Genomic DNA, 24,129 nt, shown 5'->3' with positions numbered 1-24,129 from the left:
TCTCATAAATCATCAAGTGATCTTTATCGCTAATATCAGCTAAAAAGCAGACAAAAAAGTGAATCAAGTCACATTTAATTGCTATTCAGATTGCCTGAAACCGGTATTCGGATGTCAGATTAATAAAGGAATTGTCAACGTATAACATTCCTGGGGCGAAACATACAATAAAACTTCCGTGAGCACATCATCATTGCGATGTGCCAGGGGATGGTCTGATATTTGATGAGGATGTGGCGATGCTACTACCCGGCAAGCGTAATTATATTCTGCTCAGCATTTTCGATTTTCTGTATCTGTTCGCCTGGTCATCGACCATGGCGTTCTTTGTTATCTGGACGACCCAGCATTTGGGTATCAGCGCGACACAAACCGGGCTGCTCTACTCCATCAACGCCTTCATTGCGCTGTTGATGCAGCCATTCTTTGGCTTTATTTCCGATAAGTTTGGCCTGAAGAAACAGCTGATCTGGATAATCGTGGCGCTGCTGCTGCCCGTCGGCCCGTTCTTTATCTATGTTTACGCCCCGCTGCTGGTACACAACTTCTGGCTCGGCGCGATCCTGGGCGGCGTTTATCTCGGTATTATTTTTAACTCGGGCTGCGGCGTTATTGACTCATACATCGATAAAATTTCCCGCCGTTACGACTTTGAATATGGTCGCGTGCGGATGTGGGGATCCCTGGGATGGGCAGCAGCGGCGTGGATTGTAGGGAAATATATCGACTCGATCCCTGACCTTTCTTTCTGGCTGGCAAGCTGCGCGATTGTGGTTGCCGCAATCTGTTTTATGCTGACGAAAATTGAGCTGACCGAAGCGGAAATCGAAAAAACCAGCTCGCTAAAAGCCATCCATGCGCTGGAACTGGCTAAAAACGGTCAGTTCTGGATGCTGCTTATTTTCACCCTGTTTGTTACGCAAATATACGACACCTACGATCAGCAGTTCGCTCAGTATTTCTCCATGCAGTTCCCGACCAAGGAGGAGGGCAACCACTGGTACGGGATCCTCGCGTCAGTACAGGTGTGTGGCGAAACGTTATTCCTGTGTCTGATGCCCTGGTTTGTTAACCGTACCGGCGCAAAATGGGCGCTGGTGATTGCCGGGACAATTATGTCAGTGCGTATTGCAGGTTCCGCCATTCAGTTAGGGCCGGTATGGATTGCAGCGGTAAAAATGCTACACGCCATCGAAAAACCACTGATTCTGGTCTCGGTCTTTAAGTTTATCTCGGCCAATTTTGATAACAAACTGCTGTCGACGGTATATCTGCTGGTGCTATTCGCCGCCTCCATCGCCACTGCAGTTTATTCACCCGTTGCAGGTTATCTGTACGATACCATTGGCTTTGCTGACACCTATCTGATTCTGGGCTCGATTGCCGGTTTCTTTACCATCGTCTCTGCTTTCACGCTCCGGGATTCGCGGGTGGGCAAAACAACAACGCCGCAACCCGCGCTTCAATAACCCAATGATTAACAGGAAGGCAAGCGTACCTTCCTGTTTTCAGGGATGAGTCATGGATGACTCCGCATTCCCCCACCCAGCCTGCGTGCCTGCTGCCGGGTGGGGTTTGGTGCTACAGCAACTGCGGATATTTGGTCATTTTCAGCGCCAGCTCCACGCCGCGCACTTCAGCCATACCTTTCAGACGCCCAATCGCTGAATAGCCCGGATTGGTTTTCTTACGCAGGTCGTCAAGCATTTGATGCCCGTGATCGGGGCGGAACGGGATCGGTCGCAGATCGCCCGCTTCTTTGCGCCGCAACTCCTCTTTGAGGACAGCATCGACCACCGCAACCATATTAACGTCGCCGCCAAGATGCGCCGCCTCATGGAAGGTCTTCGGATTCTCTTCACGGCAGGTTGAGCGTAGATGGGTAAAGTGGATACGATCCCCGAATGTCTCAATCATCTCGACCAGGTCGTTATCGGCGCGAACGCCGTATGATCCGGTACACATGGTGAAACCGTTATTGATACTGTCCACTGCCTCTTTCAGCCACTGCATATCTTCTATCGTGGAAACAATACGCGGCAGCCCGAGGATTGGGCGCGGCGGATCGTCCGGATGTACCGCAAGACGTAACCCGCAGGCCTCAGCAACCGGTACAATTGCCCGCAGGAAGTAAGCCATATTTTCCCGCAACCGGGCTTTATCAATGCCGTCATATTCAGCAAGGCGCGCGTGGAACTGCGCCAGCGTGTAGCCCTCTTCAGCCCCTGGCAGGCCAGCAATAATGTTACGCGTCAGTTTCTCAATCTCAGCCGCGCTCATGGCTTCAAAACAGGCCTGCGCCTGCTGTTGCTCTTCTTCACTGTAATCGGCCTGCGCCCCTTCGCGCTTGAGGATGTACAGCTCGAAGGCCGCAAAGGCAATCTGGTCAAAACGCAGGGCCTTTGAACCGTCAGGTAACTGATATTCAAGGTCGGTGCGCGTCCAGTCGAGGATCGGCATAAAGTTGTAGCACACGGTATCAATACCGCACGCTGCCAGGTTAAGTATGCTTTGCTGATAATTCGCGATCCAGGTTGCATATTGTCCGCTGCGGGTTTTGATCTCTTCATGCACCGGGATACTTTCCACGACCGACCAGACCAGCCCTTTTTCAGCCAGCAACGCCTGGCGTTTTTTGATCTCATCAACCGGCCAGACCTGACCATTAGGGATATGATGCAGCGCCGTCACCACGCCTGTTGCGCCCGCCTGACGCACATCATCTAAAGACACCGGATCGTTCGGTCCGTACCAACGCCAGGTTTGTTCCATCTCTACGCCCTCAAAAGTTGTTATACCAATACAAAACAGCACATGACGACTACCATACATGCTTCTGCTTAAGGGTCAAATCCCGGGCCGACAATGATTGATCCAGCTCACATTCACCGGATAAATAAGGCACACCAATTCAATTTGCTATCATATAACTTTACACTGCCATTGTTAATTATTCGTTAATCAGGTGCCCTTGTTATGCAGACCATTGCCTCCGCCACGTTACCGGATTCGGTAAAACTTCCCATTTACGATCGTCATGCCCTGCGCTCGCGCATCGTTCACCTGGGTTTTGGCGCCTTTCATCGCGCCCATCAGGCGCTATTGACCGACAGAGTCCTCAACGCACAGGGCGGCGACTGGGGCATTTGCGAAATCAGTCTGTTCAGCGGTGACCAGCTCATGGCGCAATTGCGGGCGCAGGACCATCTCTACACCGTGCTGGAAAAAGGCGCGCAGGGAAATGAGGCCAGGGTCATTGGTGTGGTTAATGAATGCCTGAACGCGAAACTGGATTCGCTGGCGGCAATTATTGAAAAGTTTTGTGAGCCGCAGGTGGCAATTGTCTCCCTGACCATTACCGAGAAGGGCTATTGTATTGATCCGGCAACGGGCAAGCTGGACCTCAGTCAGCCGCGTATCAGCCACGATCTGCAAAATCCTGCTGAGCCGCACTCAGCGCCAGGGATCCTTGTTGAAGCCCTCTCCCGCCGTCGTGCACGTGGTTTAGCGCCCTTTACGGTGCTCTCCTGTGACAACATTCCGGATAACGGTCAGGTGGTAAAACATGCCGTCCTTGGAATGGCCCAGCACCGCTCGCCGGAGCTGGCACTGTGGATCAACGAACAGGTGCGTTTTCCGTCAACGATGGTTGACCGTATTGTGCCTGCGGCAACAGATGAGTCACTGGCAGAAATCGAAGCGCTGCTGGGTGTCGCTGATCCTTGCGCCATTAGCTGTGAGCCCTATTTTCAGTGGGTTATCGAGGATAGTTTTGTCGCTGGCCGGCCGCAATGGGAAGCCGCAGGTGTGCAGATGGTACAGGATGTGCGCCCGTGGGAGGAGATGAAACTGCGTATGCTTAACGGCAGTCACTCCTTTCTGGCATACCTCGGCTATCTGGCCGGGTACGCGCATATTGCAGACTGCATGCAGGAGGCCACTCTTCTCGCGGCAGCCCGGCAACTGATGTTAAATGAGCAGGCGCCCACCCTGAGCATTACCGATGTCGATCTCAGCGCCTATGCTGACAGCCTGCTTGAGCGTTTTGCCAATCCGGCGCTGAAACACCGTACCTGGCAAATCGCCATGGACGGCAGTCAAAAACTTCCTCAGCGTATGCTGGATAGCATTCAGATTCACCTGCAGAGACAGAGCAACTGGTCATTGCTGGCGCTGGGTGTCGCTGGCTGGATGCGCTATGTCAGCGGCACTGACGAAGCGGGCAATACGATTGATGTGCGCGATCCGCTGGTGGAAAAAATTCGCGCGACCTGCCAGAACAGCAGCGAGGCTGAGCGGGTAACCGCATTGCTGACCTTAAGCGAGATTTTCGGCACGACGCTGCCCGCCGATCCGCGGTTTGTCGCCACTTTACAGTCGGCATGGGACAACCTGGTGCAAAAGGGCGTTCTTAAAGCAGTCAGAGATGCGCTGCCTGGTTAACATTTTCTGCGTTTAAATGCGGGAGTGCGCTCTTTCGTCACTCCTGCCCTTCTCTTTTTCACACTTTTTCGCCAGGATTACGGACAAATTATTGTGCGTAATTCTGGAGTGCACATGACCAGGACCAACCTGATTACCGGCTTTCTCGGCAGTGGAAAAACCACCTCTATTCTGCATTTACTGGCCAACAAACCCGAACATGAAAAATGGGCGGTGCTGGTCAACGAATTTGGTGAAGTCGGCATCGACGGCGCATTGCTTGCGGACAGTGGCGCATTACTCAAAGAGATCCCCGGCGGATGCATGTGCTGTGTTAATGGCTTACCGATGCAGGTTGGCCTCAACACGCTGTTACGTCAGGGAAAACCGGATAGGTTATTAATTGAACCCACGGGCCTTGGCCATCCTAAACAAATTCTCGATATGCTGACCACCCCCGTCTATGAGCCGTGGATCGACCTGCGTGCGACCTTGTGTTTGCTCGATCCTCGCCAGCTTCTCGATGAAAAAGCGCTGCATAATGAAAACTTCCGCGACCAGTTAGCCGCCGCCGACATTATTGTCGCCAATAAACAGGATCGCATGACTGACGAGAGCGCCCGGGCTTTCGAGCAATGGTGGCAGCAGTATGGCGGTGAACGCCAGCGCATTGACGCCATACAGGGCCGTATTTCCCCCGATTTACTGGACACACCGCGGCGCAATCTGCGGGAACTCCCCGCCAGCGCTCAACACCATCACCACTCCGGCGAAAAAAAGGGGCTTGCGGCACTGAGTCTGCCGGAACATCAACGCTGGCGTCGCAGCCTGAACAGCGGACAGGGTCATCAGGCCTGCGGATGGATTTTTGACGCCGATACCCGCTTTGACACCATTGGTCTGATGGAATGGGCGCGACTGGCGCCTGTCGAGCGTGTCAAAGGCGTGATGCGTATCCCGGAAGGGTTAGTGCGACTGAATCGGCAGGGTCAGGATTTTCATATTGAAACACAAAATGTTGCACCGCCGGACAGCCGAATTGAGCTTATTTCCTCAGTCGATGCCGACTGGAATGCACTTCAGTCCAGTTTGTTGAAGCTTCGTTTAGATTAAAGGTACTACTGTTTTGCCCCTGTTTGTGAAGATATGGTTAAAAATGAAAACTCGCATACCGCAAATTTTGCTCCTTAATGTTGTCGGTCTGGCATTGTTCCTTTCCTGGTATCTGCCGGTTAATCACGGTGCGTGGTTTCCACTTGATGCATCGATTTTCCATTTTTTCAACCAGGGGCTGGTAGAGAGCCGTGCCTTCCTGTGGCTGGTGGCGCTAACCAATAATCGTGCCTTTGATGCCTGCTCCCTCGTGGCCATGGGATGCCTGATGCTCGGGTACTGGTTACAGGAAGACAGCCAGGGACGTCGCCGCATCCTTATTATTGGCCTGACGATGCTGCTGCTGGCGGTCGTATTAAACCAACTGGCGCAACTGCTTATTCCGGTGAAACGCGAAAGCCCCACGCTCTTTTTTACCGGCATTAATCGCGTCAGTGAATTATTAGCAATTCCCACTAAAGACGCCTCGAAGGACAGCTTCCCTGGCGATCACGGCATGATGTTGCTTATTTTTTCCGCAATCATGCTGCGCTATTTCGGCAAAAAAGCGTTTACCATAGCCCTGATTATTTTTGTGGTTTTCGCCTTTCCCCGAGTGATGATCGGCGCGCATTGGTTCACCGATATTGCCGTCGGCTCACTTTCCGTCGCGTTGATTGGTCTGCCATGGTGTCTGATGACCCCGCTGAGCGACAAAATAATCGCCATGTTCGATCGTTACCTGCCGGGAAAATAAACAAAAACAAAACATTTTATTAACATAAGAGTCCGCTAAATATCAGAGTTCGTTTTCGTTCCCTGAGTCAAATTTTACGAAACTTCCGGCAACCGTCATTTCCCTGTCATAATTTTCATGATGAAAATGAGGCGGTTGCATGTTTTTTAACCCATTCAGCCGATTTTTTGTCCATTCCTGAAAATTCACTTTTTGTATCATTATTTCTTATAAAAAATCGCGGAAAAGCGCTCGCAATGCTAAGAGTGATGGGGTAATCTCGGTTGGCCTCGTTGGAAAAGACAATTATTTTCATGGCAAATAAATTTGTGCGTTCTTCCACAGATTTAACCATTGGGAATTGTCTCACTGAACACGGGTAATTAATCTCGCTGCGTTGGCATTTTTTATAACGATATTTATCGTTAAGGACTTCAAGGGAAAACAATTAACATGGTCAAATCTCAGCCGATTTTGAGATATATTTTGCGGACAATTCCCGCAATTGCAGTGGCAGTATTGTTATCGGCGTGTTCCTCGAACACCGCGAAAAATATGCATCCTGAGACGCATGCTGTGGGTGAAGATCCTTCTTCACTGCAAGCCTCTCAGGATGAATTTGAAAGCATGGTACGTAATCTGGATGTGAAATCACGGATTATGGATCAATATGCAAGCTGGAAAGGCGTTCGTTATCGTCTTGGTGGCGACACCAAAAAAGGTATCGATTGTTCCGGTTTTGTGCAGCGTACTTTCCGCGAACAGTTTGGTTTAGAGTTACCGCGTTCTACTTATGAACAGCAGGAAATGGGGAGTTCCGTATCCCGCACCAGCCTGCGTACCGGTGACTTAGTGTTGTTCAGAGCCGGTTCGACCGGTCGCCACGTGGGCATCTATTTGGGTAACAACCAATTTGTGCATGCTTCCACCAGCAGTGGCGTAGTGATTTCCAGCATGGACGAACCGTACTGGAAGAAGCGCTATAATGAAGCGCGACGTGTTCTGAAACGCAGCTAACGTTCTGTCTTCGTCGGTTATTCCCTTGGCTGACGCAGAGATAATAAAAAAACACCGCTTAGTCGGTGTTTTTTTATTGCCTAAATTTAGCGCAAAAATGTATGTCTCACTGACGCTTTCCAGGCTATATTCCAGGAATTCAATCAGATCAATAGCCTGGCTTAAGGCCATTGAACATCGAAATGGATCCCAGTGATGTTTACCCGCGACGCTTCTGCCACCCGAAAAATCATCCTGCTGAGTATTCTGGCGGGATTATTTGCGGCTATCATTGTCGGGGGAGTGCAGTACCTGATCCTGCAAAATAAACACGAACAGAAAATGGATGCCATGGTCGGCGGCATCCGCGACTGGTTAAGTGATTACCTGACCGATATCAAAACGACCGCGGAGTCACTCCAGCCGCTTACGCTCAGCGAATGCAGTGATGTTGCCAGCACCCTCACCTCCCGCGCCGCCTTTACTCTAAACGTAAGAGCCTTTTTACTGGTCAGAGATGAAAATGCCGTCTGTTCATCCGCAACCGGCGTGATGAATGTGCCTATGCACAAGCTGATACCGGATATTGATCTGCATAAAAACACCGATATGGCGATCCTTTCCGGCACGCCGATGATGCCGGAAAAATCTTCGGTGGTAATATGGTTTCGCAGTTCACTACTGGGTAACCGCGGTGTCTTCGCCTCACTGAATATCAATCTCACCCCTTTCCTTCTCTATATGCCGCAACAATCGCGGGGAGTGAATGGTATTGCGCTGGGTGTTGGCAATAAGGCGATCTCCACCTTTTCACCCGGGGTGATTGATTTGCAGGCGTTGGGCAAAACGCCTTTTCGAACTGCTGCTCTGAAAGGTCTGCCGCTGACCGTTTATCTCTACGCCGACAAATGGCGACCTGAGGATATACAGTTTGCAGTGTTATTTGGCGTCATGTCGGGCGTACTGGCTGGAATGCTGGCGGCCTATGTTTTGTCAGTGCATCTGCGGCCAGGCAAAGAAATTCTCACCGCTATCAAGCGCGATCAATTTTATGTGGTTTATCAGCCCGTTGTCGATTCCGCCGAATTAAAGGTGCGGGGAGTGGAAGTCTTAATGCGCTGGAAGCACCCCACCTCGGGTGAAATTCCGCCGGATGCCTTTATCCAGTTTGCCGAAGCCCAAAAAGTCATTGTGCCGCTGACCTTACATCTGTTTAAGCTGATTGCCCGGGATGCGCAGATACTGCAAACGCTGTTGCCCGAGGGAGCAAAACTGGGGGTCAATATCGCGCCAGGTCATCTGCACTCAACAACCTTTGCCGATGATATTCGCGCCTTTTCGCACTCTCTGCCCGCAGACTATTTTAGTCTGGTGTTTGAAATAACTGAACGGGATATGCTGCGGGAAAAGGAAGCAGCCAGGTTATTCCAGTGGCTGCGCAGTGAAGGTTATGAAGTGGCGATTGATGATTTCGGTACCGGCCATAGCGCATTAATTTATCTCGAACGTTTCACGCTGGATTATTTAAAAATCGATCGCGGTTTTGTCAATGCCATCGGTATGGAAACCGTCACCTCTCCGGTGCTTGATGCCGTTCTGACGCTGGCTAAAAGATTGAATATGGCGACCGTTGCCGAAGGTGTTGAAACGCCCGAGCAGGCACGTTGGCTACGCGAGCATGACGTCCATTTTCTGCAGGGCTATTACTTCAGCCGCCCGATGACCCTGGAACAGTTTGTTGCATGGCAGCCTGCGCCATTTTCCTCGCAACTTTAAGACCGTTAATATTTCACAACAGGCCCGAGCTCCCTTATTATTCAATAAGAAGACGATGTCGCGCCCGGCGCGCAGCTGGTAAAGGAACTCACTTCATGATGTTTTTGCGCGTAGTTGTTTCACTTTTATTGTTTATCGGCCTGGCAGCCCAGGCACAGGTCATTAAAGAGCGCGATACCTTTGCCGTTATTGGCGAACCCAAATATGCCGTTAACTTTACCCATTTCGATTATGTTAATCCGGCGGCCCCAAAAGGCGGCAGCGTCACGCTTTCAAGTATTGGTACCTTCGATAATTTCAACCGTTTCGCTCTGCGTGGCAACGCCGCGGTACGTACGGAATCGCTTTATGATGCCCTGTTCACCACGTCTGATGACGAACCCGGCAGTTATTACCCGCTGATTGCGGAAACAGCCCGCTACGCCGATGACTTCTCGTGGATAGAAGTGACGCTCAATCCTCGCGCCACCTTCCATGACGGATCCCCCATTCGCGCCAGTGACTTTGCCTTCACCTTCCAGAAATTTATGACCGAAGGGGTTCCCCAGTTCCGTCTGATTTATAAAGGCACGACGGTAAAAGCCATCGCGCCTTTGACGGTGCGTATCGAACTTGGCGAACCGGGTAAAGAGAATATGCTGAGTCTGTTAACGCTGCCGGTGATGCCAGAGAAATTCTGGAAGGATCATAAACTGAGCGACCCGCTTGGCAAACCCCCGCTGGCCAGTGGCCCCTATCGCATCAGCGCCTGGCGAATGGGGCAGTACGTCACTTATTCGCGGGTGACCGATTACTGGGGCGCTAACCTGCCCGTTAACCGGGGTCGCTGGAATTTCGATACCATTCGCTACGACTACTACCTTGACGATAACGTCGCCTTTGAAGCCTTCAAAGCGGGTGCCTATGATATGCGCGCTGAAAGCAGCGCCAAAAACTGGGCCACCCGCTATATCGGCAGTAATTTTTCCAGCGGCTATATCGTCAAAGACGAGCAGAAGAACAGCTCCGCCCAGGATACGCGCTGGATAGCCTTTAATATCCAGCGACCAGTGTTCAGCGACCGGCGGGTCCGTGAAGCGATATCGCTGGCGTTTGATTTTGAATGGATGAACAAAGCGCTGTTTTACAATGCCTACAGCCGTACCAACAGTTATTTCCAGAACACCGAGTATGCCGCCCGCAATTACCCGGATGCGGCTGAACTGACATTGCTTGCCCCGATGAAAGCCGATATTCCGCCAGAGGTCTTCACCTCGATTTATACCCCTGCCGTTTCAACAGGCGACGGCTATGACCGGGAAAATCTGCTGAAAGCCGGTGAATTACTGACCCAGGCGGGCTGGATAATGAAAGACAAGCAACGGGTCAACGCGCAAACCGGCAAACCTTTCGTCTTCGAAATGTTGCTGCCTTCCGGGGGCAATAATCAGTGGGTGCTGCCGTTTCAGCATAATCTGGCGCGGCTGGGCATCACCATGGAGATCCGCCAGGTCGACAACTCACAAATCACCAATCGCCTGCGTAGCCGCGATTACGACATGATGCCGCGCGTCTCAAGAGCCATGCCGTGGCCCAGCTCCGACCTCCAGGTAATCTGGGGCTCGCAGTATATCGACTCCAGTTACAATGCGCCGGGAGTGAAAAGCCCGGTCATAGATACGCTGCTCGCGCAAATCATCGCGGCGCAGGGCGATAAAGAGAAGCTATTACCATTAGGCCGCGCGCTGGACCGGGTACTGACCTGGAACTACTACATGCTGCCTATGTGGTATATGGCCGCTGACCAGATTGCTTACTGGGATAAATTTTCCATGCCCGGTGTTCGCCCTGTCTATTCCCTCGGGTTTGATACCTGGTGGTATGACGTAAACAAAGCGGCCAAACTGCCCGCCGCCAGACGTTAAGGAGAAGGAATGGGCGCCTATTTGATCCGCCGCTTATTACTGATAGTCCCCACCCTATGGGCGATTATCACCATTAACTTTTTTATTGTGCAAATCGCCCCCGGCGGCCCTGTTGATCAGGCGATTGCGGCGATTGAATTTGGTAACCAGGCCGGGCTGCCCGGAGCCACCCTCGACGGTACACGCGCCACCCATGCCCGGACGGGCGTGGGCAATGCCGTCAGTAATGACAGCCGTTATCGCGGCGGTCGTGGTCTGGACCCGGAAGTGATTGCCGAAATTACTAAACGTTACGGCTTCGATAAGCCTCTCCACGAGCGCTATTTCACCATGCTGTGGAACTACCTGCGTTTTGATTTTGGCGATAGCCTGTTTCGCAGTGCGTCTGTCCTGCAACTCATTAAAGAGAGTATGCCGGTTTCCATTACGCTCGGTCTGTGGGGGACACTGATTATCTACCTTGTCTCCATTCCACTTGGCATCCGTAAAGCGGTGTATAACGGCAGTCGGTTTGATATCTGGAGCAGCGCGTTCATTATTATTGGCTATGCGATCCCGGCGTTTCTGTTCGCCATTTTATTAATCGTCTTTTTTGCCGGCGGCAGCTATTACGATCTCTTCCCGCTCCGGGGTCTGGTCTCGGCTAACTTTGATACCCTGCCGTGGTATGGCAAAGTCACTGATTATCTATGGCATATTACTCTGCCGGTGCTGGCAACGGTGATTGGCGGTTTCGCCGCACTCACCATGCTGACCAAAAACTCGTTTATGGATGAGATCCGCAAACAGTATGTGGTCACCGCCAGAGCAAAAGGGGTCAGCGAGAATCACATTATGCGCAAGCATGTGTTTCGCAACGCCATGCTGCTGGTGATTGCCGGTTTTCCTGCCACCTTTATTAGCATGTTTTTCACCGGCTCTCTGCTGATTGAGGTCATTTTCTCTCTGAACGGGCTTGGGCTGCTCGGCTATGAAGCGACCGTCTCAAGGGATTATCCGGTGATGTTCGGCACGCTCTATATTTTCACCCTGATTGGCCTGCTGCTGAACATTCTTAGCGATATCAGCTATACGCTGGTCGATCCGCGCATCGATTTCGAGGGACGCTGATGTTTCAGTTAAGCTACGTCAATCAGGCCCGCTGGGCGCGCTTTCGTCACAACCGCCGGGGCTACTGGTCGCTGTGGATCTTTATGCTGTTATTTGTGTTCAGCCTCGGGGCTGAACTTATTGCCAACGATAAGCCGCTGCTGGTGCGCTATCAGGGAAGCTGGTACGTCCCCATTGTGGCGAACTACAGCGAAAGTGAGTTCGGCGGCCCTTTTGCCACCTCGGCGGATTATCAGGATCCGTGGCTACAGCAGCAGATTAAGCAACATGGCTGGATGATTCAGGCTCCCATCCGCTTTGGCGCCAGTAGCATTAACTATGCCACGGACCTGCCCTTCCCTTCTCCGCCGTCAGCACAGAACTGGCTTGGCACTGATGCCAACGGTGGCGATGTGCTGGCGCGTATTCTTTATGGTACGCGCATCTCGCTACTGTTTGGTCTGATGCTGACCCTGTGCTCATGCGTTATTGGCGTGCTGGCAGGCGCTGTTCAGGGCTACTACGGCGGTAGGATAGATCTGTGGGGACAGCGCTTTATCGAAGTGTGGTCAGGGATGCCAACTCTGTTCCTGATTATCCTGCTCTCAAGCGTGGTTCAGCCTGGTTTCTGGTGGCTGCTGGCGATTACCGTGCTGTTTGGCTGGATGACGCTGGTGGGCGTGGTACGCGCGGAGTTTTTGCGCACCCGTAACTTTGATTATATCCGTGCGGCGCAGGCGCTGGGGGTAAGCGATCGCCATATTATCCTGCGCCATATGCTGCCTAATGCGATGGTGGCAACGCTCACCTTCCTGCCTTTTATCCTGTGCAGTTCAATTTCAACACTCACCTCTCTGGATTTCCTGGGCTTTGGTTTGCCTCTGGGTTCCCCTTCCCTTGGTGAACTGTTATTGCAGGGGAAAAACAATCTCCAGGCCCCCTGGCTGGGTATTGCGGCATTTTTGTCAGTGGCGATATTGCTGTCGTTGCTGATTTTTATTGGTGAAGCCGTGCGCGACGCCTTTGATCCCAATAAGGCGGTCTGAGATGACAACCCCACTGTTACGCATCGATTCCCTCTCCATCGCCTTTCGTCAGCAGGAGAACTTACGCACCGTCGTCAACAACCTCTCTTTACAGATTGAGGCTGGAGAAACCCTGGCGTTAGTCGGTGAGTCGGGATCGGGGAAAAGCGTCAGCGCGCTGTCAATTCTGCGTCTGCTCCCCTCTCCACCGGTGGTTTACCCGCAGGGAGATATTTTCTTCCAGGGTGAAAGCCTGCTTCATGCCAGCGAAAAAACGCTGCGTCAGGTGCGGGGCAATAAAATCGCCATGATCTTTCAGGAGCCCATGGTATCGCTGAATCCGCTGCATAACGTGGAAAAACAGCTGTACGAAGTGCTGTCGTTGCACCGGGGCATGCGCCGGGAAGCCGCCCGGGCGGAGATCCTCACCTGTCTGGACCGTGTCGGTATCCGTAATGCGCGCCAGCGGCTGGGGGATTTTCCCCATCAACTCTCCGGCGGCGAGCGCCAGCGGGTGATGATTGCCATGGCGCTGCTGACGCGCCCGGAATTACTGATTGCCGATGAGCCCACTACCGCGCTGGATGTGACCGTGCAGGCGCAAATCCTGACCCTGCTTCAGGAGCTGCGCCAGGAGTTGAATATGGGGCTGCTGTTTATTACCCATAACCTCAGCATTGTGCGCAAACTGGCGGATAACGTGGCGGTTATGCAAAACGGTGTCTGTGTGGAACAAAACAGTGCTGATGCGCTCTTTAGCGCGCCGACACACCCCTATACACAACGTCTTATCAATAGCGAACCAACAGGTCGGCCGGTGGCGCGGGTGCCGGGAACTGCACCTCTGCTGACGGTGGAAAATCTTGCCGTCAGCTTCCCAATCCGCAAAGGCATTCTCAGGCGCGTAGTCGCGCATAATGAGGTGGTTAAAGGGGTCAGTTTTGATCTGCATCCAGGTGAAACCCTCGGGCTGGTGGGGGAGTCCGGCTCCGGGAAAAGTACCACCGGGCTGGCGCTTTTGCGTCTGGTTGCCTCGCAAGGAACAATTCGTTTCGACGGAAAACCTCTGGATCAATGGAATCGCCGCCAGATGCTGCCAGTCCGCCACCGTATCCAGGTTGTCTTTCAGGATCCCAACTCCTCACTTAACCCGCGTCTGAACATCCAGCAGATCATTGAGGAAGGATTGCGGGTGCATCAGCCGACGAAAACAGCGAAGGAACGGGAAGAGGAAGTTATTCAGGTTATGAATGAAGTTGGCCTCGATCCTGAGGCACGCAGACGCTTTCCCGGCGAATTCTCCGGTGGGCAGCGTCAGCGTATTGCCATTGCACGGGCGTTGATCCTGAAACCAGCCCTGATCATCCTGGATGAACCCACCTCATCTCTGGATCGTACCGTCCAGTCACAAATTTTGACCTTGCTGAAGTCACTTCAGCAAACGCACCGACTGGCCTACATTTTTATCAGCCACGATTTGCAGGTGGTACATGCGTTGTGTCACCAGGTCATCGTGCTAAGGCAGGGAGAAGTGGTGGAACAGGGAGAGTGCGACCGCGTATTTAGCGACCCGCAGCAGGACTATACGCGTCAGCTTTTAGCCTTACGCTGACGCTCAGAAAGGATTTTGACGGGTAAAAGGCTCGGCGATTGCCACACCAAAGTTTTTCAGACGACAGGTCGCCGCTAACTCATCTTGGCAATTCACAAACAGGCAGGGTTCGCCTTCACACTCCACCACTGAGCAATCCACTTCGATATCACTTAATGCCTGGCTGAGTTTGTGCATCACCGGCCAGGCGCTATCGCCATCCGGACTGAGTAACTTGAGCGCCACAAGACTGCCTTCTGCATCGTCATCGGTTTGCGGAATCGGTTCAACTTTGGCACCTGCAAAACCGTCAAGCCAGCGATAGCACTGGGGGAGACGGTGGATGATGGAGAGCTGTAATGTATTCACGTTCATTTCCCGGAAGTTAAACTTACTTCACAAATATTTTACATTCAGATTAACACATTATTGACAAGTCGTCTTGTCACTCACACTGAAAAGGTGAAAAGCGTTATGCTGAGCGGGTTAGCGGTTCATTTCTTAGGCTTTTATGGATGAACCCCAGCCTCTTTTTCGGCTATATGTACCTGTTTCTGAGATCTAACTCAACCTTTTTCACTACAATGATGTGACTTTTTACATTATTTGATTTTACATAAAAGAAACAAACGTGCACGAATGTATATTGATTTTGGTTGATGTGTATCAAAAAAGGGAGCACTTTTGCTCCCTTTTTTTGACAGAAGTGATTAAAAATCAGGCAGATTTTTTGCCGCGGCTGGCATAGATGCAAAAAAGAATGGAGCTGGTGGCGCAGAACGTAATTGACCAGATCATCGGCCAGGCGGAATTAAAGGTCGAGAGTGACAGGAGCGCCCCAACAATCGCCCCAATGCCAAAACGGAAGGTTCCGGCCAGTGACGAGGCGGTCCCGGCCATATGCGGAAACTCATCAAGAATCACCGCCATTGCATTGGATGAAACCAGCGAAACACAGCCAATAAAGGCAGCAACCCCCACTACCAGCGACCAGAAGCCGACGCCCAGCAGTGCAGTTATCACCAGCCATATCGCCATAATAAACTGGATCCACAGCCCGCCACGGAACATGTTCAGCGCGCCAATGCGGCGCACAAATCGCCCGTTGATAATCGTCAGCAGGAACAAAAACACAATGTTCAGCGCAAAGTAATAGCCAAAGTCCTGAGGAGAAACATGGTTCACTTCGATATAGACAAATGGCCCGGCGCTGAGAAATGAAAACATCCCGGCAAAGCTGAAACCGCTGGCCAGCATATAGCTCAGCACGCGCTTATGGCGGAACAATGAGGCAAAGTTCCCGACGGTGGTTCGCAGATGAAAGGGCTGACGCCGTTCAGGCGCCAGTGTTTCGCGAATAAAGAAGGCTATCATTGCCGATGCCAGCAGGGCCGCTATCGCCAGGATCCAGAAAATGGCATGCCAGCTAAACCAGATCAGCACCGCGCCGCCGATCATCGGCGCCAGCAACGGCGCGATGGTCGTCACCAGCATCACGAAGGACATCATGCGGGAAAACTCCTCCCGCGGATACATGTCACGCATCAGGGCGTTAATCACCACGCTTGCGGCGGCGGCGGCAAGTCCGTGAAAAAACCGCATGGTAATAAGCTGGTCGATGCTTTGCGCCAGCGCACAGGCCACGGCGGCGGCGGCAAAAATCAAAGTCCCGCCAAGAATAACCGGCTTACGGCCAATGCTGTCTGCCATCGGGCCATAAATCAGCTGCCCGACGGCAAAACCCAGAATATAGGTGCTCAGGGTCATTTGCGCACTACCCGCCGGAACAGAAAATTGCTCAGCAATCACCGGCAGCGCAGGCAGGTACATATCAATCGACAAGGGCATTAACATGGCCAGCAGGCCAAGAATAAAAACGATACTCAGTGATGAGTGTGGCCTGGTGGTCACAGCAAACTCCTGTTATTGATGCGCGGGTAAACCGACGCTGGCGATCTCTTCTTCCGTCAGCGGGCGATATTCCCCTTCCGCCATGTCTTCATCCAGCGCAATAGCCCCAATGCGCTCACGGTGCAGTCCCACCACACGGTTGCCTGCGGCTGCGAACATACGTTTAACCTGATGATAGCGACCTTCACTGATGGTCAGCCGCACCTGGGTTGGGGTAATCACTTCCAGCTGCGCCGGACGGGTAAGATCTTTTTCGTTATGCAACTGAACGCCTTTGGCAAACAGCGCTGCGGTATCGTCCGCAACCGGCGATTCCAGTTCAACCAGATAGGTTTTTTCGCAATGATGACGTGGCGAGGTGATGCGGTGTGACCACTGACCATCGTCGGTCATCAGCACCAGTCCGGTGGTGTCGATATCCAGGCGTCCTGCGGCATGTAACTGGTAAGCAACCGGCTCATCAAGGAAAAACAGCACCGTTGGATGGTCAGGATCGTCCGTCGAGCAGACATAGCCCTGTGGTTTGTTAAGCATGAAATAACGTGGGCCGGTCTGTTGAACCAGCGCGTTACCTTCGTACGCCACCTGGTGTTCCGGGCGCAATTTGAATGCCGTATCTTTGACCACGTCGCCGTCAACCGTAATGTGGCTGGCGCGGATTTGACGCCCGGCAATAGCACGGCTTACGCCGAGTTGCTGAGCGATAAACTTATCAAGTCGCATGAAGTTGTTTTGCCTGTAAGGTGCTGGGAGCAGGACTGTCGTCCAAAAGAAGACTCGGGTGATATACGCCTGTCAGTATAGCGGTCTTTATACTCCGCTCAAGGGAAAGATTCGTGGCATACTTGTGACATAATGTTGTCACACCGCGAAGACCATGACTTTTAGCTTACGTCCTTATCAGCGCGAGGCAGTAGATGCCACCCTCGCCCACTTCCGTCATCACGATGAACCCGCAGTGATAGTTCTGCCCACTGGCGCAGGTAAAAGCCTGGTGATTGCAGAACTTGCAAGGGTTGCGCGTGGCCGCGTACTGGTACTGGCGCATGTCAAAGAGCTGGTCGCGCAAAACCACGCCAAATATCTCGCCCTCGGTCTCGATGCGGACATTTACGCCGCCGGGTTAAACAGCAAACAGAGCGACGGCAAAGTGGTCTTTGGCAGCGTACAGTCCGTTGCCCGCAATCCCGACCATTTTCAGGGGGAGTTTTCACTGCTGATTGTCGATGAATGCCACCGCATCAGCGACGACGACAGCAGCCAGTATCAACAAATATTGCAGCACTTGCGTAAAGTAAACCCTCGCGTACGCCTGCTGGGGCTGACGGCCACCCCCTTTCGTCTCGGCAAAGGCTGGATCTACCGCTTCCACTATCACGGAATGGTGCGCGGCAATGAACAAGCCCTGTTTCGCGACTGCATCTATGAACTGCCGCTGCGCTATATGATCAAACACGGTTATCTGACGCCGCCTGAGCGGCTGGATATGCCCGTCGTGCAGTATGATTTCAGTCGCCTGCAGGCCCAGAGCAATGGACTGTTCAGTGAGGCAGATCTTAATCTTGAACTCAAAAAGCAGCAGCGCATCACCCCACATATCATCAGTCAGATTGTCGAGTTTGCTCGTGAGCGCAAAGGAGTGATGATTTTTGCCGCCACCGTGGAACACGCCCGGGAGGTGACAGGTTTACTGCCCACCGATGATGCCGCGCTGATAACCGGTGAAACCCCTGGCCCACAGCGTGATGCCTTAATTGAAGCCTTTAAGGCGCAGCAATTTCGTTATCTGGTGAACGTATCGGTACTTACCACCGGCTTTGATGCTCCGCATGTTGATCTTATCGCCATTCTGCGCCCGACCGAATCCGTCAGCCTGTATCAGCAAATTGTCGGTCGTGGGCTGCGTCTTGCGCCGGGAAAAACAGATTGTCTGATTCTGGACTACGCCGGCAATCCGCACGATCTCTTCGCCCCGGAGGTTGGCACCCCCAAAGGCAAAAGCGACAATGTCCCGGTGCAGGTTTTCTGCCCGGCCTGCGGATTCGCCAATACGTTCTGGGGTAAAACCACCAGCGATGGCAAACTGATCGAGCACTTTGGCCGCCGTTGTCAGGGCTGGTTTGAAGACGATGAAGGCGCACGCGAACAGTGTGATTATCGTTTTCGCTTTAAGAACTGCCCTCAGTGTAATGCGGAAAATGACATTGCCGCCCGTCGCTGCCGCAGTTGCGATACGGTGCTGGTTGATCCCGATGATATGCTCAAAGCCGCATTAAAACTGAAGGATGCGCTGGTGCTGCGCTGTAGCGGTATGGACATGGCGCACGGCGCGGATGACAAAGGCGAGTGGTTAAAAATCACCTATTACGATGAGGATGGCGCTGACGTGAGCGAACGCTATCGCCTGCAAACACCCGCTCAGCGCACCGCCTTCGAACAGCTGTTTATCCGCCCCCATACCCGTACGCCAGGCATTCCAATGCGCTGGATTGTTGCCAGCGATATCCTCGCCCAACAGGCGTTGTTACGCCACCCGGATTTTGTGGTCGCGCGCAAGAAAGGCCAGTTCTGGCAGGTAAGGGAAAAAGTGTTCGATTATGAGGGCCGCTTTCGCCGCGCCAATGAGTTACGCGGTTAGGCCGTGCCGCTTTGCTTGAAAGAGAGGGGCAATGTGGGTATAATCCCGCCCGCTTTTGCATCCGCAAAGCAGAAAATCTGCCTGTTGCTGGGTCGCCTGCAACAGGAATCATTAAAGAGAGTTTTAAATGTTTACTATCAACGCAGAAGTACGTACAGAGCAGGGTAAGGGTGCGAGCCGCCGCCTGCGCGCAGCGAACAAATTCCCGGCTATCGTTTACGGTGGTGAAGAAGCTCCGTTCGCTGTTGAACTGGATCATGACAAAGTGTGGAACCAGCAGGCTAAAGAAGGTTTCTACACCGAAGTTCTGACCCTTGCCGTTGACGGCAAAGAAGTAAAAGTGAAAGTTCAGGCTGTTCAGCGTCACCCGTTCAAGCCAAAACTGACTCACATCGACTTCGTTCGCGCTTAATCGCCGACCTCGTCGAAAAAAAACCCCGCGCTGCGGGGTTTTTTTATATCTCATCGTTTTCAATCAGCGGCTTCGCGATTCGCAGATTATCATCTTCCGCCCGCTCATTCTCTCGCTTCAGCTGATTCAGTAACGCCCGCTGGCGAACAGCAGCACGCTCAGGGATCCAGGGTAGAATGCGTACCGGAATAGTCTGCCCTTCGCGCAGCGCGTCAAACAGTTTTTCGCTGGTAATCAGATCGGCACACTGCCAGCTTTGCCCTGCAAACTGAAACTCGAACCCGACGCTAAGCTCCAGTTCATCAATGTGCTCGTGGCGCGCATTCCTGTTGATATCCAGCGTGATGTCGGTTGCCACGCGTGATTTACTGACCAGCGTTGCGTTCAGGTTCAACCCGTGCCGTTTGAGCAGCCCTTTTTCGTAGTAATAACGAACGCTGCTCAGGCAGGAAATGCATGCAAAACCGATCAGAAACAGTCCGAGGCAGAAAAACAGGCCGCCGAAAATCCAGAGTGATGCCCGAGCGTCAACAAACCCACGCCATAAAATCAGCCCCGAGACCGCGAGAGAAAACAGACCGAAACCAGACATCAGCACAAACAACAAAACGTGCTTGCCAGCCACCTGCCGCAGAAGTTGAAAATCGACAGGGGGTTTGTGGCGTAATCCTTTACGCATCGGCATGTCCTTTACTCAAAAACATGGGCTCAGTTGCTGCCCGTTCTGCGCTGCAGCTGATCGCGCAGATTTGGCGGCGTGCCTTTAATGGTCAGGGTATCGGTCGCCGGATCCCAGAAAATACGTTCACCCAGCAGCATGGCATCAAAGTTAATGGTTAACCCACCGCCGCTGCCCGCATACTTCGTTAACTGACGCAGCGTGCTGCGATCCGCCGGGAAGCTCTCTTCCAGCTCATAGCCTTTGTCGGCGGTAAAGTCCTGGAAGCTGACTTCGCTCACCCCCGCCAGCTCTTTGGAGAGAGACTCAAGCTCAATCTCTTCACCCGCCTGCAACTGCTCATTGCAGTAGGTGTAGACCTGCTTACGCACTTCCTGGCGTTCAGATTTGTCGAGCTGCGCTTCGGCGGTAAAATCATCCACTGCCTGCAACAGACCGCGGTTTTGCGCTTTGGCGTTCAGCCCTTCGCTGGCTCCCAAAAAGTCCATAAAGAAATCGGACACTTTGCGCCCTACCCGCCCTTTCAGGAACGTCAGATAACGGGTCGATTCCGGGTTGGTTTCCCACTCGGTTAAGTCAATACGCGCCACAATATCCGCGTGATTGATATCCAGATAATGCGTCGCACTGATGTCCAGCTGTTCGTTGACGCGCATGCTGCTGAGGTTATTCAGCACCGTCACCAGCAGGTATTCCACCGCCAGGTAGCGATAATGGCAGAACAGGACGATACCGCCATCCGCAAAAGGGTACTTTATCAGTTCATCGCGTAAACGCCCGGTGGCCGCACGGCTGAAAGCGAGAAAATCGTCTTCGCCCTGGCGTTGCTGCCGCAGAGCCTGCGCCAGTTCGCTCTCGTCATTAAACATGCCATAGGCTTTATTTTTGGCACTGTAAACCCGGTGTAACTCGGCGACCATCTCCTCTACGGGGGCCGTCGGTTCCAGCAAAGAATCGCGCAGCACCAGCTCAAGATTCTGCTCATCGCGCTTGATAAGCTGATGCAGGGCAATCTGGTTGATGTCCAGACTCATGATAAACTCTCCTTTATGATCGGGCGGTATTCAACCATCCCCCAGGCAACTGTGCAACAGCAGATAAAAAAGCAGAAAAAAACCTCTTGCTACGGTAATATGTTGCACTTTATGAATAAACAGATTTCGATTTATGCCACAAATTTCCCGCTATAGTGATGAACACGTTGAACAACTGCTGACTGAGCTGGCCAACGTACTGGAGAAACACAAGACGCCGACCGACCTTTCCCTGATGGTTTTGGGAAATATGGTGACGAACTTGATCAATACCAGTGTTGCCCCTGCTCAACGCCAGGCTATCGCAAAGTCCTTCTCCCAGGCTCTGCAATCGTCCGTCAATGACGATAAAGCGCACTAAGGTAAACAGCGACATTTATGGTGACACATCGTCAGCCCTACCGTGAAAAAGTCTCCCAGATGGTTAGCTGGGGGCATTGGTTTGCCTTATTCAACATTTTGTTGTCTATCGCGATCGGTAGCCGCTATTTGTTCGTCGCCGACTGGCCGACGACCCTCACCGGACGAATTTATTCTTACCTGAGCGTTGTCGGGCATTTCAGCTTTCTGGTGTTCGCGACCTATCTGCTGATTTTATTCCCCCTGACCTTTATCGTTATGTCGCAGCGCCTGATGCGCGTGCTCTCGGCCATTCTGGCGACCGCAGGCATGACGTTGCTGCTGATAGACAGCGAAGTCTTTACCCGTTTTCATCTTCATCTCAATCCTCTCGTCTGGGAACTGGTGATTAACCCTGACCAGAACGAAATGGCGCGCGACTGGCAACTGATGTTTATCAGCGTGCCGGTGATCCTGCTTATTGAGATGCTGTTTGCCACCTGGAGCTGGCAAAAACTACGTAGTCTGACCCGCCGCCGCCACTACGCGAAGCCGGTGGCAGCATTCTTTTTCGTCTCTTTTGTGGCAACCCATGTGATTTATATCTGGGCGGATGCGAATTTTTACCGTCCTGTCACGATGCAGCGCGCCAATCTCCCGCTCTCCTACCCCATGACGGCAAGGCGTTTTCTTGAGAAACACGGCCTGCTGGATGCCCAGGATTATCAGCGTCGTCTGGTGGAACAAGGCAATCCGGAAGCGGTGTCGGTGCAATATCCGTTAAGCGACCTGCGCTATCTGGATATGGGACCAGGGCAAAATGTCCTGCTGATTACCGTTGATGGGTTGAACTACTCCCGTTACGAAAAACAGATGCCCCAGCTTGCCAGCTTTGCGGAGCAGAACGTCGCCTTTACCCAGCATATGAGCTCGGGTAATACCCCGGATAGCGGCTTTTTTGGCCTGTTCTATGGGATCTCCCCTGGCTATATGGATGGCGTGCTCTCTGCCCGCGTGCCTGCGGCATTGATTACCGCGCTTAACCAGCAGGGCTACCAGCTTGGTCTGTTCTCTTCGGACGGTTTTACCAGCGCCCTGTATCGTCAGGCACTGCTTTCTGATTTCTCTCTGCCTGCGCCGCAGGCGCAGAGCGATGCGCAAACTGCCGATCAGTGGATCGACTGGCTGCAACGCTATGCGCAGGATGAGACACGCTGGTTCTCGTGGGTGGCGCTGAACGGTACTGGCTCACTGGACAGCAATCAACAGAATTTCGCCCGTCGTTACAGCCGTGCAGTCAGCGACGTCGATAACCAGATTGGCCGCTTGCTGGACACCTTGCGCAATGCCGGAAAGCTGGACAATACCGTAGTGATTATTACTGCGGGACATGGCATGCCAGCGGAAAAATCGAAGGGTGATTTTGCCTGGTCGCGAGATAATTTACAGGTGCCGTTAGTGATCCACTGGCCGGGAACCCCCGCCCAGCGAATTACCCGTCTTACCGATCATAAAGACATTATGACCACGCTGATGCAACGTCTGCTCCATGTCAGCACGCCGGCGAACGAGTATTCGCAGGGTCAGGATCTGTTTAATGCCACGCGTCGGCACAATTGGGTCACGGCTGCCGGCAGTAACGAACTGGCCATCACCACGCCGCAAATGACGCTGCTGCTGGATCAAAACGGCAATTACCGCACCTGGAACCTGCAGGGTGACAAGGTCGACTCGCAGAAACCGCAGCTCAGTTTGTTGTTGCAGGTACTGACGGATGAAAAACGATTCATCGCTAACTGATTGATTAATTATAAATCAGTCAGTCATCCGTCACTTGCAATCAGCGTTGAAAAGGGTACTATTAGCGCCACGAATCGGCACGTAGCGCAGCCTGGTAGCGCATCGTCATGGGGTGGCGAGGGTCGAGAGTTCGAATCTCTCCGTGCCGACCAAATTCCCTGAAAAAACCAACCTCCGCGGTTGGTTTTTTTATGCCTGCCGTTTGTGAATGGTGAAAAACCATCGCTATCCAAAATAATTCGAGTTGCATGAAGGCGATAATGCAGCGAATCCCAGGAGCTTACACCGGCTAATGGCCGGAGTGAGAGACGAGTCTGCCAGGAGCAGATTTGAGCACCACTCTGGATGGCCCGCCAGAGCGAATAATAAAGTCAATGCACTGGCAACGTGGCGTATGACGAGTATGTATCACCATCTACGCATGACATTTTCCAGACAAAATTATGTGCACGGTGGTTTTAATTATATCGGGTATGATTACAATAACAGGTTGTAAATAATGAGAAGGGGTTAACCAATTTGACTTATCACAAATAAACAACCCTATATTAAACTTCAAATAAGGAATATACATTATGAAAAAATTTCTCAATGTTACTATATTTACTATGGAAGGTGCGATTTAATCGGTGGGGTTCAGTGGAGTCCTTATCTGTATTAGCCTTACCTTAGCTGAGCTGTATGA

At 52.4% G+C, this 24,129-nt stretch carries 21 protein-coding genes and 1 tRNA gene; 15 read left to right on the top strand and 7 right to left on the bottom strand.

The features are described from left to right. Window positions 1–239: 239 nt before the first annotated feature. Window positions 240–1,469, top strand: a complete 1,230-nt coding sequence (locus ACSZO4_RS10000) for an oligosaccharide MFS transporter (protein WP_437888775.1) — start codon at window positions 240–242, stop codon at window positions 1,467–1,469. Between the two features lie 112 nt (window positions 1,470–1,581). On the opposite strand, the gene uxuA is transcribed toward ACSZO4_RS10000, so the two are convergent. After that, complete coding sequence (uxuA, locus tag ACSZO4_RS09995; protein ID WP_437888774.1) at window positions 1,582–2,772, bottom strand: mannonate dehydratase; 1,191 nt, start codon at window positions 2,770–2,772, stop codon at window positions 1,582–1,584. Between the two features lie 204 nt (window positions 2,773–2,976). Between uxuA and ACSZO4_RS09990 the strand changes: the two genes are divergently transcribed. From ACSZO4_RS09990 to ACSZO4_RS09980, 3 genes are all read left to right on the top strand, one after another. Next, on the top strand, window positions 2,977–4,443 hold the full coding sequence (locus ACSZO4_RS09990) for a mannitol dehydrogenase family protein (protein ID WP_437888773.1): 1,467 nt from the start codon (window positions 2,977–2,979) through the stop codon (window positions 4,441–4,443). A gap of 114 nt (window positions 4,444–4,557) precedes the next feature. Beyond that, a complete protein-coding gene (locus tag ACSZO4_RS09985; RefSeq protein ID WP_437888772.1) occupies window positions 4,558–5,535 on the top strand; it encodes a CobW family GTP-binding protein in 978 nt (325 codons plus the stop codon). 43 nt (window positions 5,536–5,578) lie between these two features. Beyond that, window positions 5,579–6,271, top strand: a complete 693-nt coding sequence (locus tag ACSZO4_RS09980) for a phosphatase PAP2 family protein (protein WP_437888771.1) — start codon at window positions 5,579–5,581, stop codon at window positions 6,269–6,271. Window positions 6,272–6,386: 115 nt separating this feature from the next. On the opposite strand, the gene ACSZO4_RS09975 is transcribed toward ACSZO4_RS09980, so the two are convergent. Then, entirely contained in the window at window positions 6,387–6,593 is a 207-nt protein-coding gene (locus tag ACSZO4_RS09975) for a hypothetical protein (protein WP_437888770.1), read from the bottom strand. Window positions 6,594–6,703: 110 nt separating this feature from the next. Between ACSZO4_RS09975 and mepS the strand changes: the two genes are divergently transcribed. The 6 genes from mepS to yejF all read left to right on the top strand — a co-directional run bounded on the left by mepS (window position 6,704) and on the right by yejF (window position 14,652). Continuing rightward, window positions 6,704–7,267 carry a bifunctional murein DD-endopeptidase/murein LD-carboxypeptidase gene (mepS, locus tag ACSZO4_RS09970; protein ID WP_437888769.1) on the top strand — a complete coding sequence of 188 codons (564 nt, stop codon included), beginning with the start codon at window positions 6,704–6,706 and terminating at the stop codon, window positions 7,265–7,267. A 195-nt stretch (window positions 7,268–7,462) separates the two neighbouring features. Next, window positions 7,463–9,022 (top strand): cyclic di-GMP phosphodiesterase, encoded by a 1,560-nt coding sequence (locus ACSZO4_RS09965; RefSeq protein WP_437888768.1) that lies wholly within the window; start codon window positions 7,463–7,465, stop codon window positions 9,020–9,022. Between the two features lie 98 nt (window positions 9,023–9,120). Continuing rightward, a complete protein-coding gene (locus ACSZO4_RS09960) occupies window positions 9,121–10,926 on the top strand; it encodes an extracellular solute-binding protein (RefSeq protein ID WP_437888791.1) in 1,806 nt (601 codons plus the stop codon). Between the two features lie 9 nt (window positions 10,927–10,935). Further along, window positions 10,936–12,036, top strand: coding sequence for a microcin C ABC transporter permease YejB (locus ACSZO4_RS09955; RefSeq protein WP_437888767.1), 1,101 nt, complete (start codon window positions 10,936–10,938; stop codon window positions 12,034–12,036). Continuing rightward, window positions 12,036–13,061: an ABC transporter permease gene (locus tag ACSZO4_RS09950; RefSeq protein WP_437888766.1), complete on the top strand. Its 1,026-nt coding sequence runs from the start codon at window positions 12,036–12,038 to the stop codon at window positions 13,059–13,061. Before ACSZO4_RS09955 ends, ACSZO4_RS09950 begins: the two co-directional genes overlap by 1 nt. A gap of 1 nt (window position 13,062) precedes the next feature. Then, complete coding sequence (gene yejF / locus ACSZO4_RS09945; RefSeq protein WP_437888765.1) at window positions 13,063–14,652, top strand: microcin C ABC transporter ATP-binding protein YejF; 1,590 nt, start codon at window positions 13,063–13,065, stop codon at window positions 14,650–14,652. 3 nt (window positions 14,653–14,655) lie between these two features. Here yejF and ACSZO4_RS09940 read toward each other — a convergent pair whose 3' ends face one another. The 3 genes from ACSZO4_RS09940 to rsuA form a co-directional block, all read right to left on the bottom strand. Next, on the bottom strand, window positions 14,656–15,000 hold the full coding sequence (locus tag ACSZO4_RS09940; protein ID WP_437888764.1) for a YejG family protein: 345 nt from the start codon (window positions 14,998–15,000) through the stop codon (window positions 14,656–14,658). 348 nt (window positions 15,001–15,348) lie between these two features. Continuing rightward, window positions 15,349–16,542, bottom strand: coding sequence for a Bcr/CflA family multidrug efflux MFS transporter (locus tag ACSZO4_RS09935; protein WP_437888763.1), 1,194 nt, complete (start codon window positions 16,540–16,542; stop codon window positions 15,349–15,351). Window positions 16,543–16,554: 12 nt separating this feature from the next. Continuing rightward, on the bottom strand, window positions 16,555–17,265 hold the full coding sequence (gene rsuA / locus ACSZO4_RS09930; RefSeq protein ID WP_437888762.1) for a 16S rRNA pseudouridine(516) synthase RsuA: 711 nt from the start codon (window positions 17,263–17,265) through the stop codon (window positions 16,555–16,557). Between the two features lie 154 nt (window positions 17,266–17,419). Between rsuA and ACSZO4_RS09925 the strand changes: the two genes are divergently transcribed. Together ACSZO4_RS09925 and rplY are read left to right on the top strand one after the other, a co-directional pair. Further along, complete coding sequence (locus ACSZO4_RS09925) at window positions 17,420–19,180, top strand: DEAD/DEAH box helicase (RefSeq protein WP_437888761.1); 1,761 nt, start codon at window positions 17,420–17,422, stop codon at window positions 19,178–19,180. A gap of 127 nt (window positions 19,181–19,307) precedes the next feature. Continuing rightward, the gene (gene rplY / locus ACSZO4_RS09920; protein ID WP_437888760.1) at window positions 19,308–19,592 is read left to right on the top strand and encodes a 50S ribosomal protein L25; all 285 of its coding nucleotides are present in this window, start codon (window positions 19,308–19,310) and stop codon (window positions 19,590–19,592) included. Window positions 19,593–19,635: 43 nt separating this feature from the next. Here rplY and ACSZO4_RS09915 read toward each other — a convergent pair whose 3' ends face one another. Further along, entirely contained in the window at window positions 19,636–20,271 is a 636-nt protein-coding gene (locus ACSZO4_RS09915) for a hypothetical protein (protein WP_437888759.1), read from the bottom strand. 29 nt (window positions 20,272–20,300) lie between these two features. Further along, window positions 20,301–21,305 (bottom strand): nucleoid-associated protein YejK, encoded by a 1,005-nt coding sequence (yejK, locus tag ACSZO4_RS09910; protein ID WP_437888758.1) that lies wholly within the window; start codon window positions 21,303–21,305, stop codon window positions 20,301–20,303. A 133-nt stretch (window positions 21,306–21,438) separates the two neighbouring features. Here yejK and ACSZO4_RS09905 point away from each other — a divergent pair, with 133 nt between their 5' ends. The 3 genes from ACSZO4_RS09905 to ACSZO4_RS09895 all read left to right on the top strand — a co-directional run bounded on the left by ACSZO4_RS09905 (window position 21,439) and on the right by ACSZO4_RS09895 (window position 23,596). Beyond that, the gene (locus ACSZO4_RS09905; RefSeq protein WP_437888757.1) at window positions 21,439–21,666 is read left to right on the top strand and encodes a YejL family protein; all 228 of its coding nucleotides are present in this window, start codon (window positions 21,439–21,441) and stop codon (window positions 21,664–21,666) included. 17 nt (window positions 21,667–21,683) lie between these two features. Beyond that, on the top strand, window positions 21,684–23,444 hold the full coding sequence (yejM, locus tag ACSZO4_RS09900) for an LPS biosynthesis-modulating metalloenzyme YejM (protein ID WP_437888756.1): 1,761 nt from the start codon (window positions 21,684–21,686) through the stop codon (window positions 23,442–23,444). Between the two features lie 75 nt (window positions 23,445–23,519). Further along, window positions 23,520–23,596: transfer RNA gene (locus tag ACSZO4_RS09895), tRNA-Pro, on the top strand. Window positions 23,597–24,129 lie beyond the last annotated feature (533 nt).

Origin of the sequence: Phytobacter sp. V91, from assembly GCF_965644225.1 — a bacterium.
Taxonomy (GTDB): domain Bacteria; phylum Pseudomonadota; class Gammaproteobacteria; order Enterobacterales; family Enterobacteriaceae; genus CBFFRJ01.
The sequence above is the reverse complement of the archived record's forward strand: the minus strand, read 5'-3'. Positions and strand labels throughout refer to the sequence as shown.

Bases quoted from the DNA above. Each gene is read 5' to 3' on its own strand.
- rsuA (WP_437888762.1), bottom strand. From the start codon at position 17,265: ATGCGACTTGATAAGTTTATCGCTCAGCAACTCGGCGTAAGCCGTGCT.
- ACSZO4_RS09960 (WP_437888791.1), top strand. From the start codon at position 9,121: ATGTTTTTGCGCGTAGTTGTTTCACTTTTATTGTTTATCGGCCTGGCA.
- ACSZO4_RS09990 (WP_437888773.1), top strand. From the start codon at position 2,977: ATGCAGACCATTGCCTCCGCCACGTTACCGGATTCGGTAAAACTTCCC.
- ACSZO4_RS09985 (WP_437888772.1), top strand. From the start codon at position 4,558: ATGACCAGGACCAACCTGATTACCGGCTTTCTCGGCAGTGGAAAAACC.
- rplY (WP_437888760.1), top strand. From the start codon at position 19,308: ATGTTTACTATCAACGCAGAAGTACGTACAGAGCAGGGTAAGGGTGCG.
- ACSZO4_RS09955 (WP_437888767.1), top strand. From the start codon at position 10,936: ATGGGCGCCTATTTGATCCGCCGCTTATTACTGATAGTCCCCACCCTA.
- yejK (WP_437888758.1), bottom strand. From the start codon at position 21,305: ATGAGTCTGGACATCAACCAGATTGCCCTGCATCAGCTTATCAAGCGC.
- ACSZO4_RS09905 (WP_437888757.1), top strand. From the start codon at position 21,439: ATGCCACAAATTTCCCGCTATAGTGATGAACACGTTGAACAACTGCTG.
- ACSZO4_RS10000 (WP_437888775.1), top strand. From the start codon at position 240: ATGCTACTACCCGGCAAGCGTAATTATATTCTGCTCAGCATTTTCGAT.
- yejF (WP_437888765.1), top strand. From the start codon at position 13,063: ATGACAACCCCACTGTTACGCATCGATTCCCTCTCCATCGCCTTTCGT.
- ACSZO4_RS09965 (WP_437888768.1), top strand. From the start codon at position 7,463: ATGTTTACCCGCGACGCTTCTGCCACCCGAAAAATCATCCTGCTGAGT.
- uxuA (WP_437888774.1), bottom strand. From the start codon at position 2,772: ATGGAACAAACCTGGCGTTGGTACGGACCGAACGATCCGGTGTCTTTA.
- yejM (WP_437888756.1), top strand. From the start codon at position 21,684: ATGGTGACACATCGTCAGCCCTACCGTGAAAAAGTCTCCCAGATGGTT.
- mepS (WP_437888769.1), top strand. From the start codon at position 6,704: ATGGTCAAATCTCAGCCGATTTTGAGATATATTTTGCGGACAATTCCC.
- ACSZO4_RS09915 (WP_437888759.1), bottom strand. From the start codon at position 20,271: ATGCGTAAAGGATTACGCCACAAACCCCCTGTCGATTTTCAACTTCTG.
- ACSZO4_RS09925 (WP_437888761.1), top strand. From the start codon at position 17,420: ATGACTTTTAGCTTACGTCCTTATCAGCGCGAGGCAGTAGATGCCACC.
- ACSZO4_RS09950 (WP_437888766.1), top strand. From the start codon at position 12,036: ATGTTTCAGTTAAGCTACGTCAATCAGGCCCGCTGGGCGCGCTTTCGT.
- ACSZO4_RS09980 (WP_437888771.1), top strand. From the start codon at position 5,579: ATGAAAACTCGCATACCGCAAATTTTGCTCCTTAATGTTGTCGGTCTG.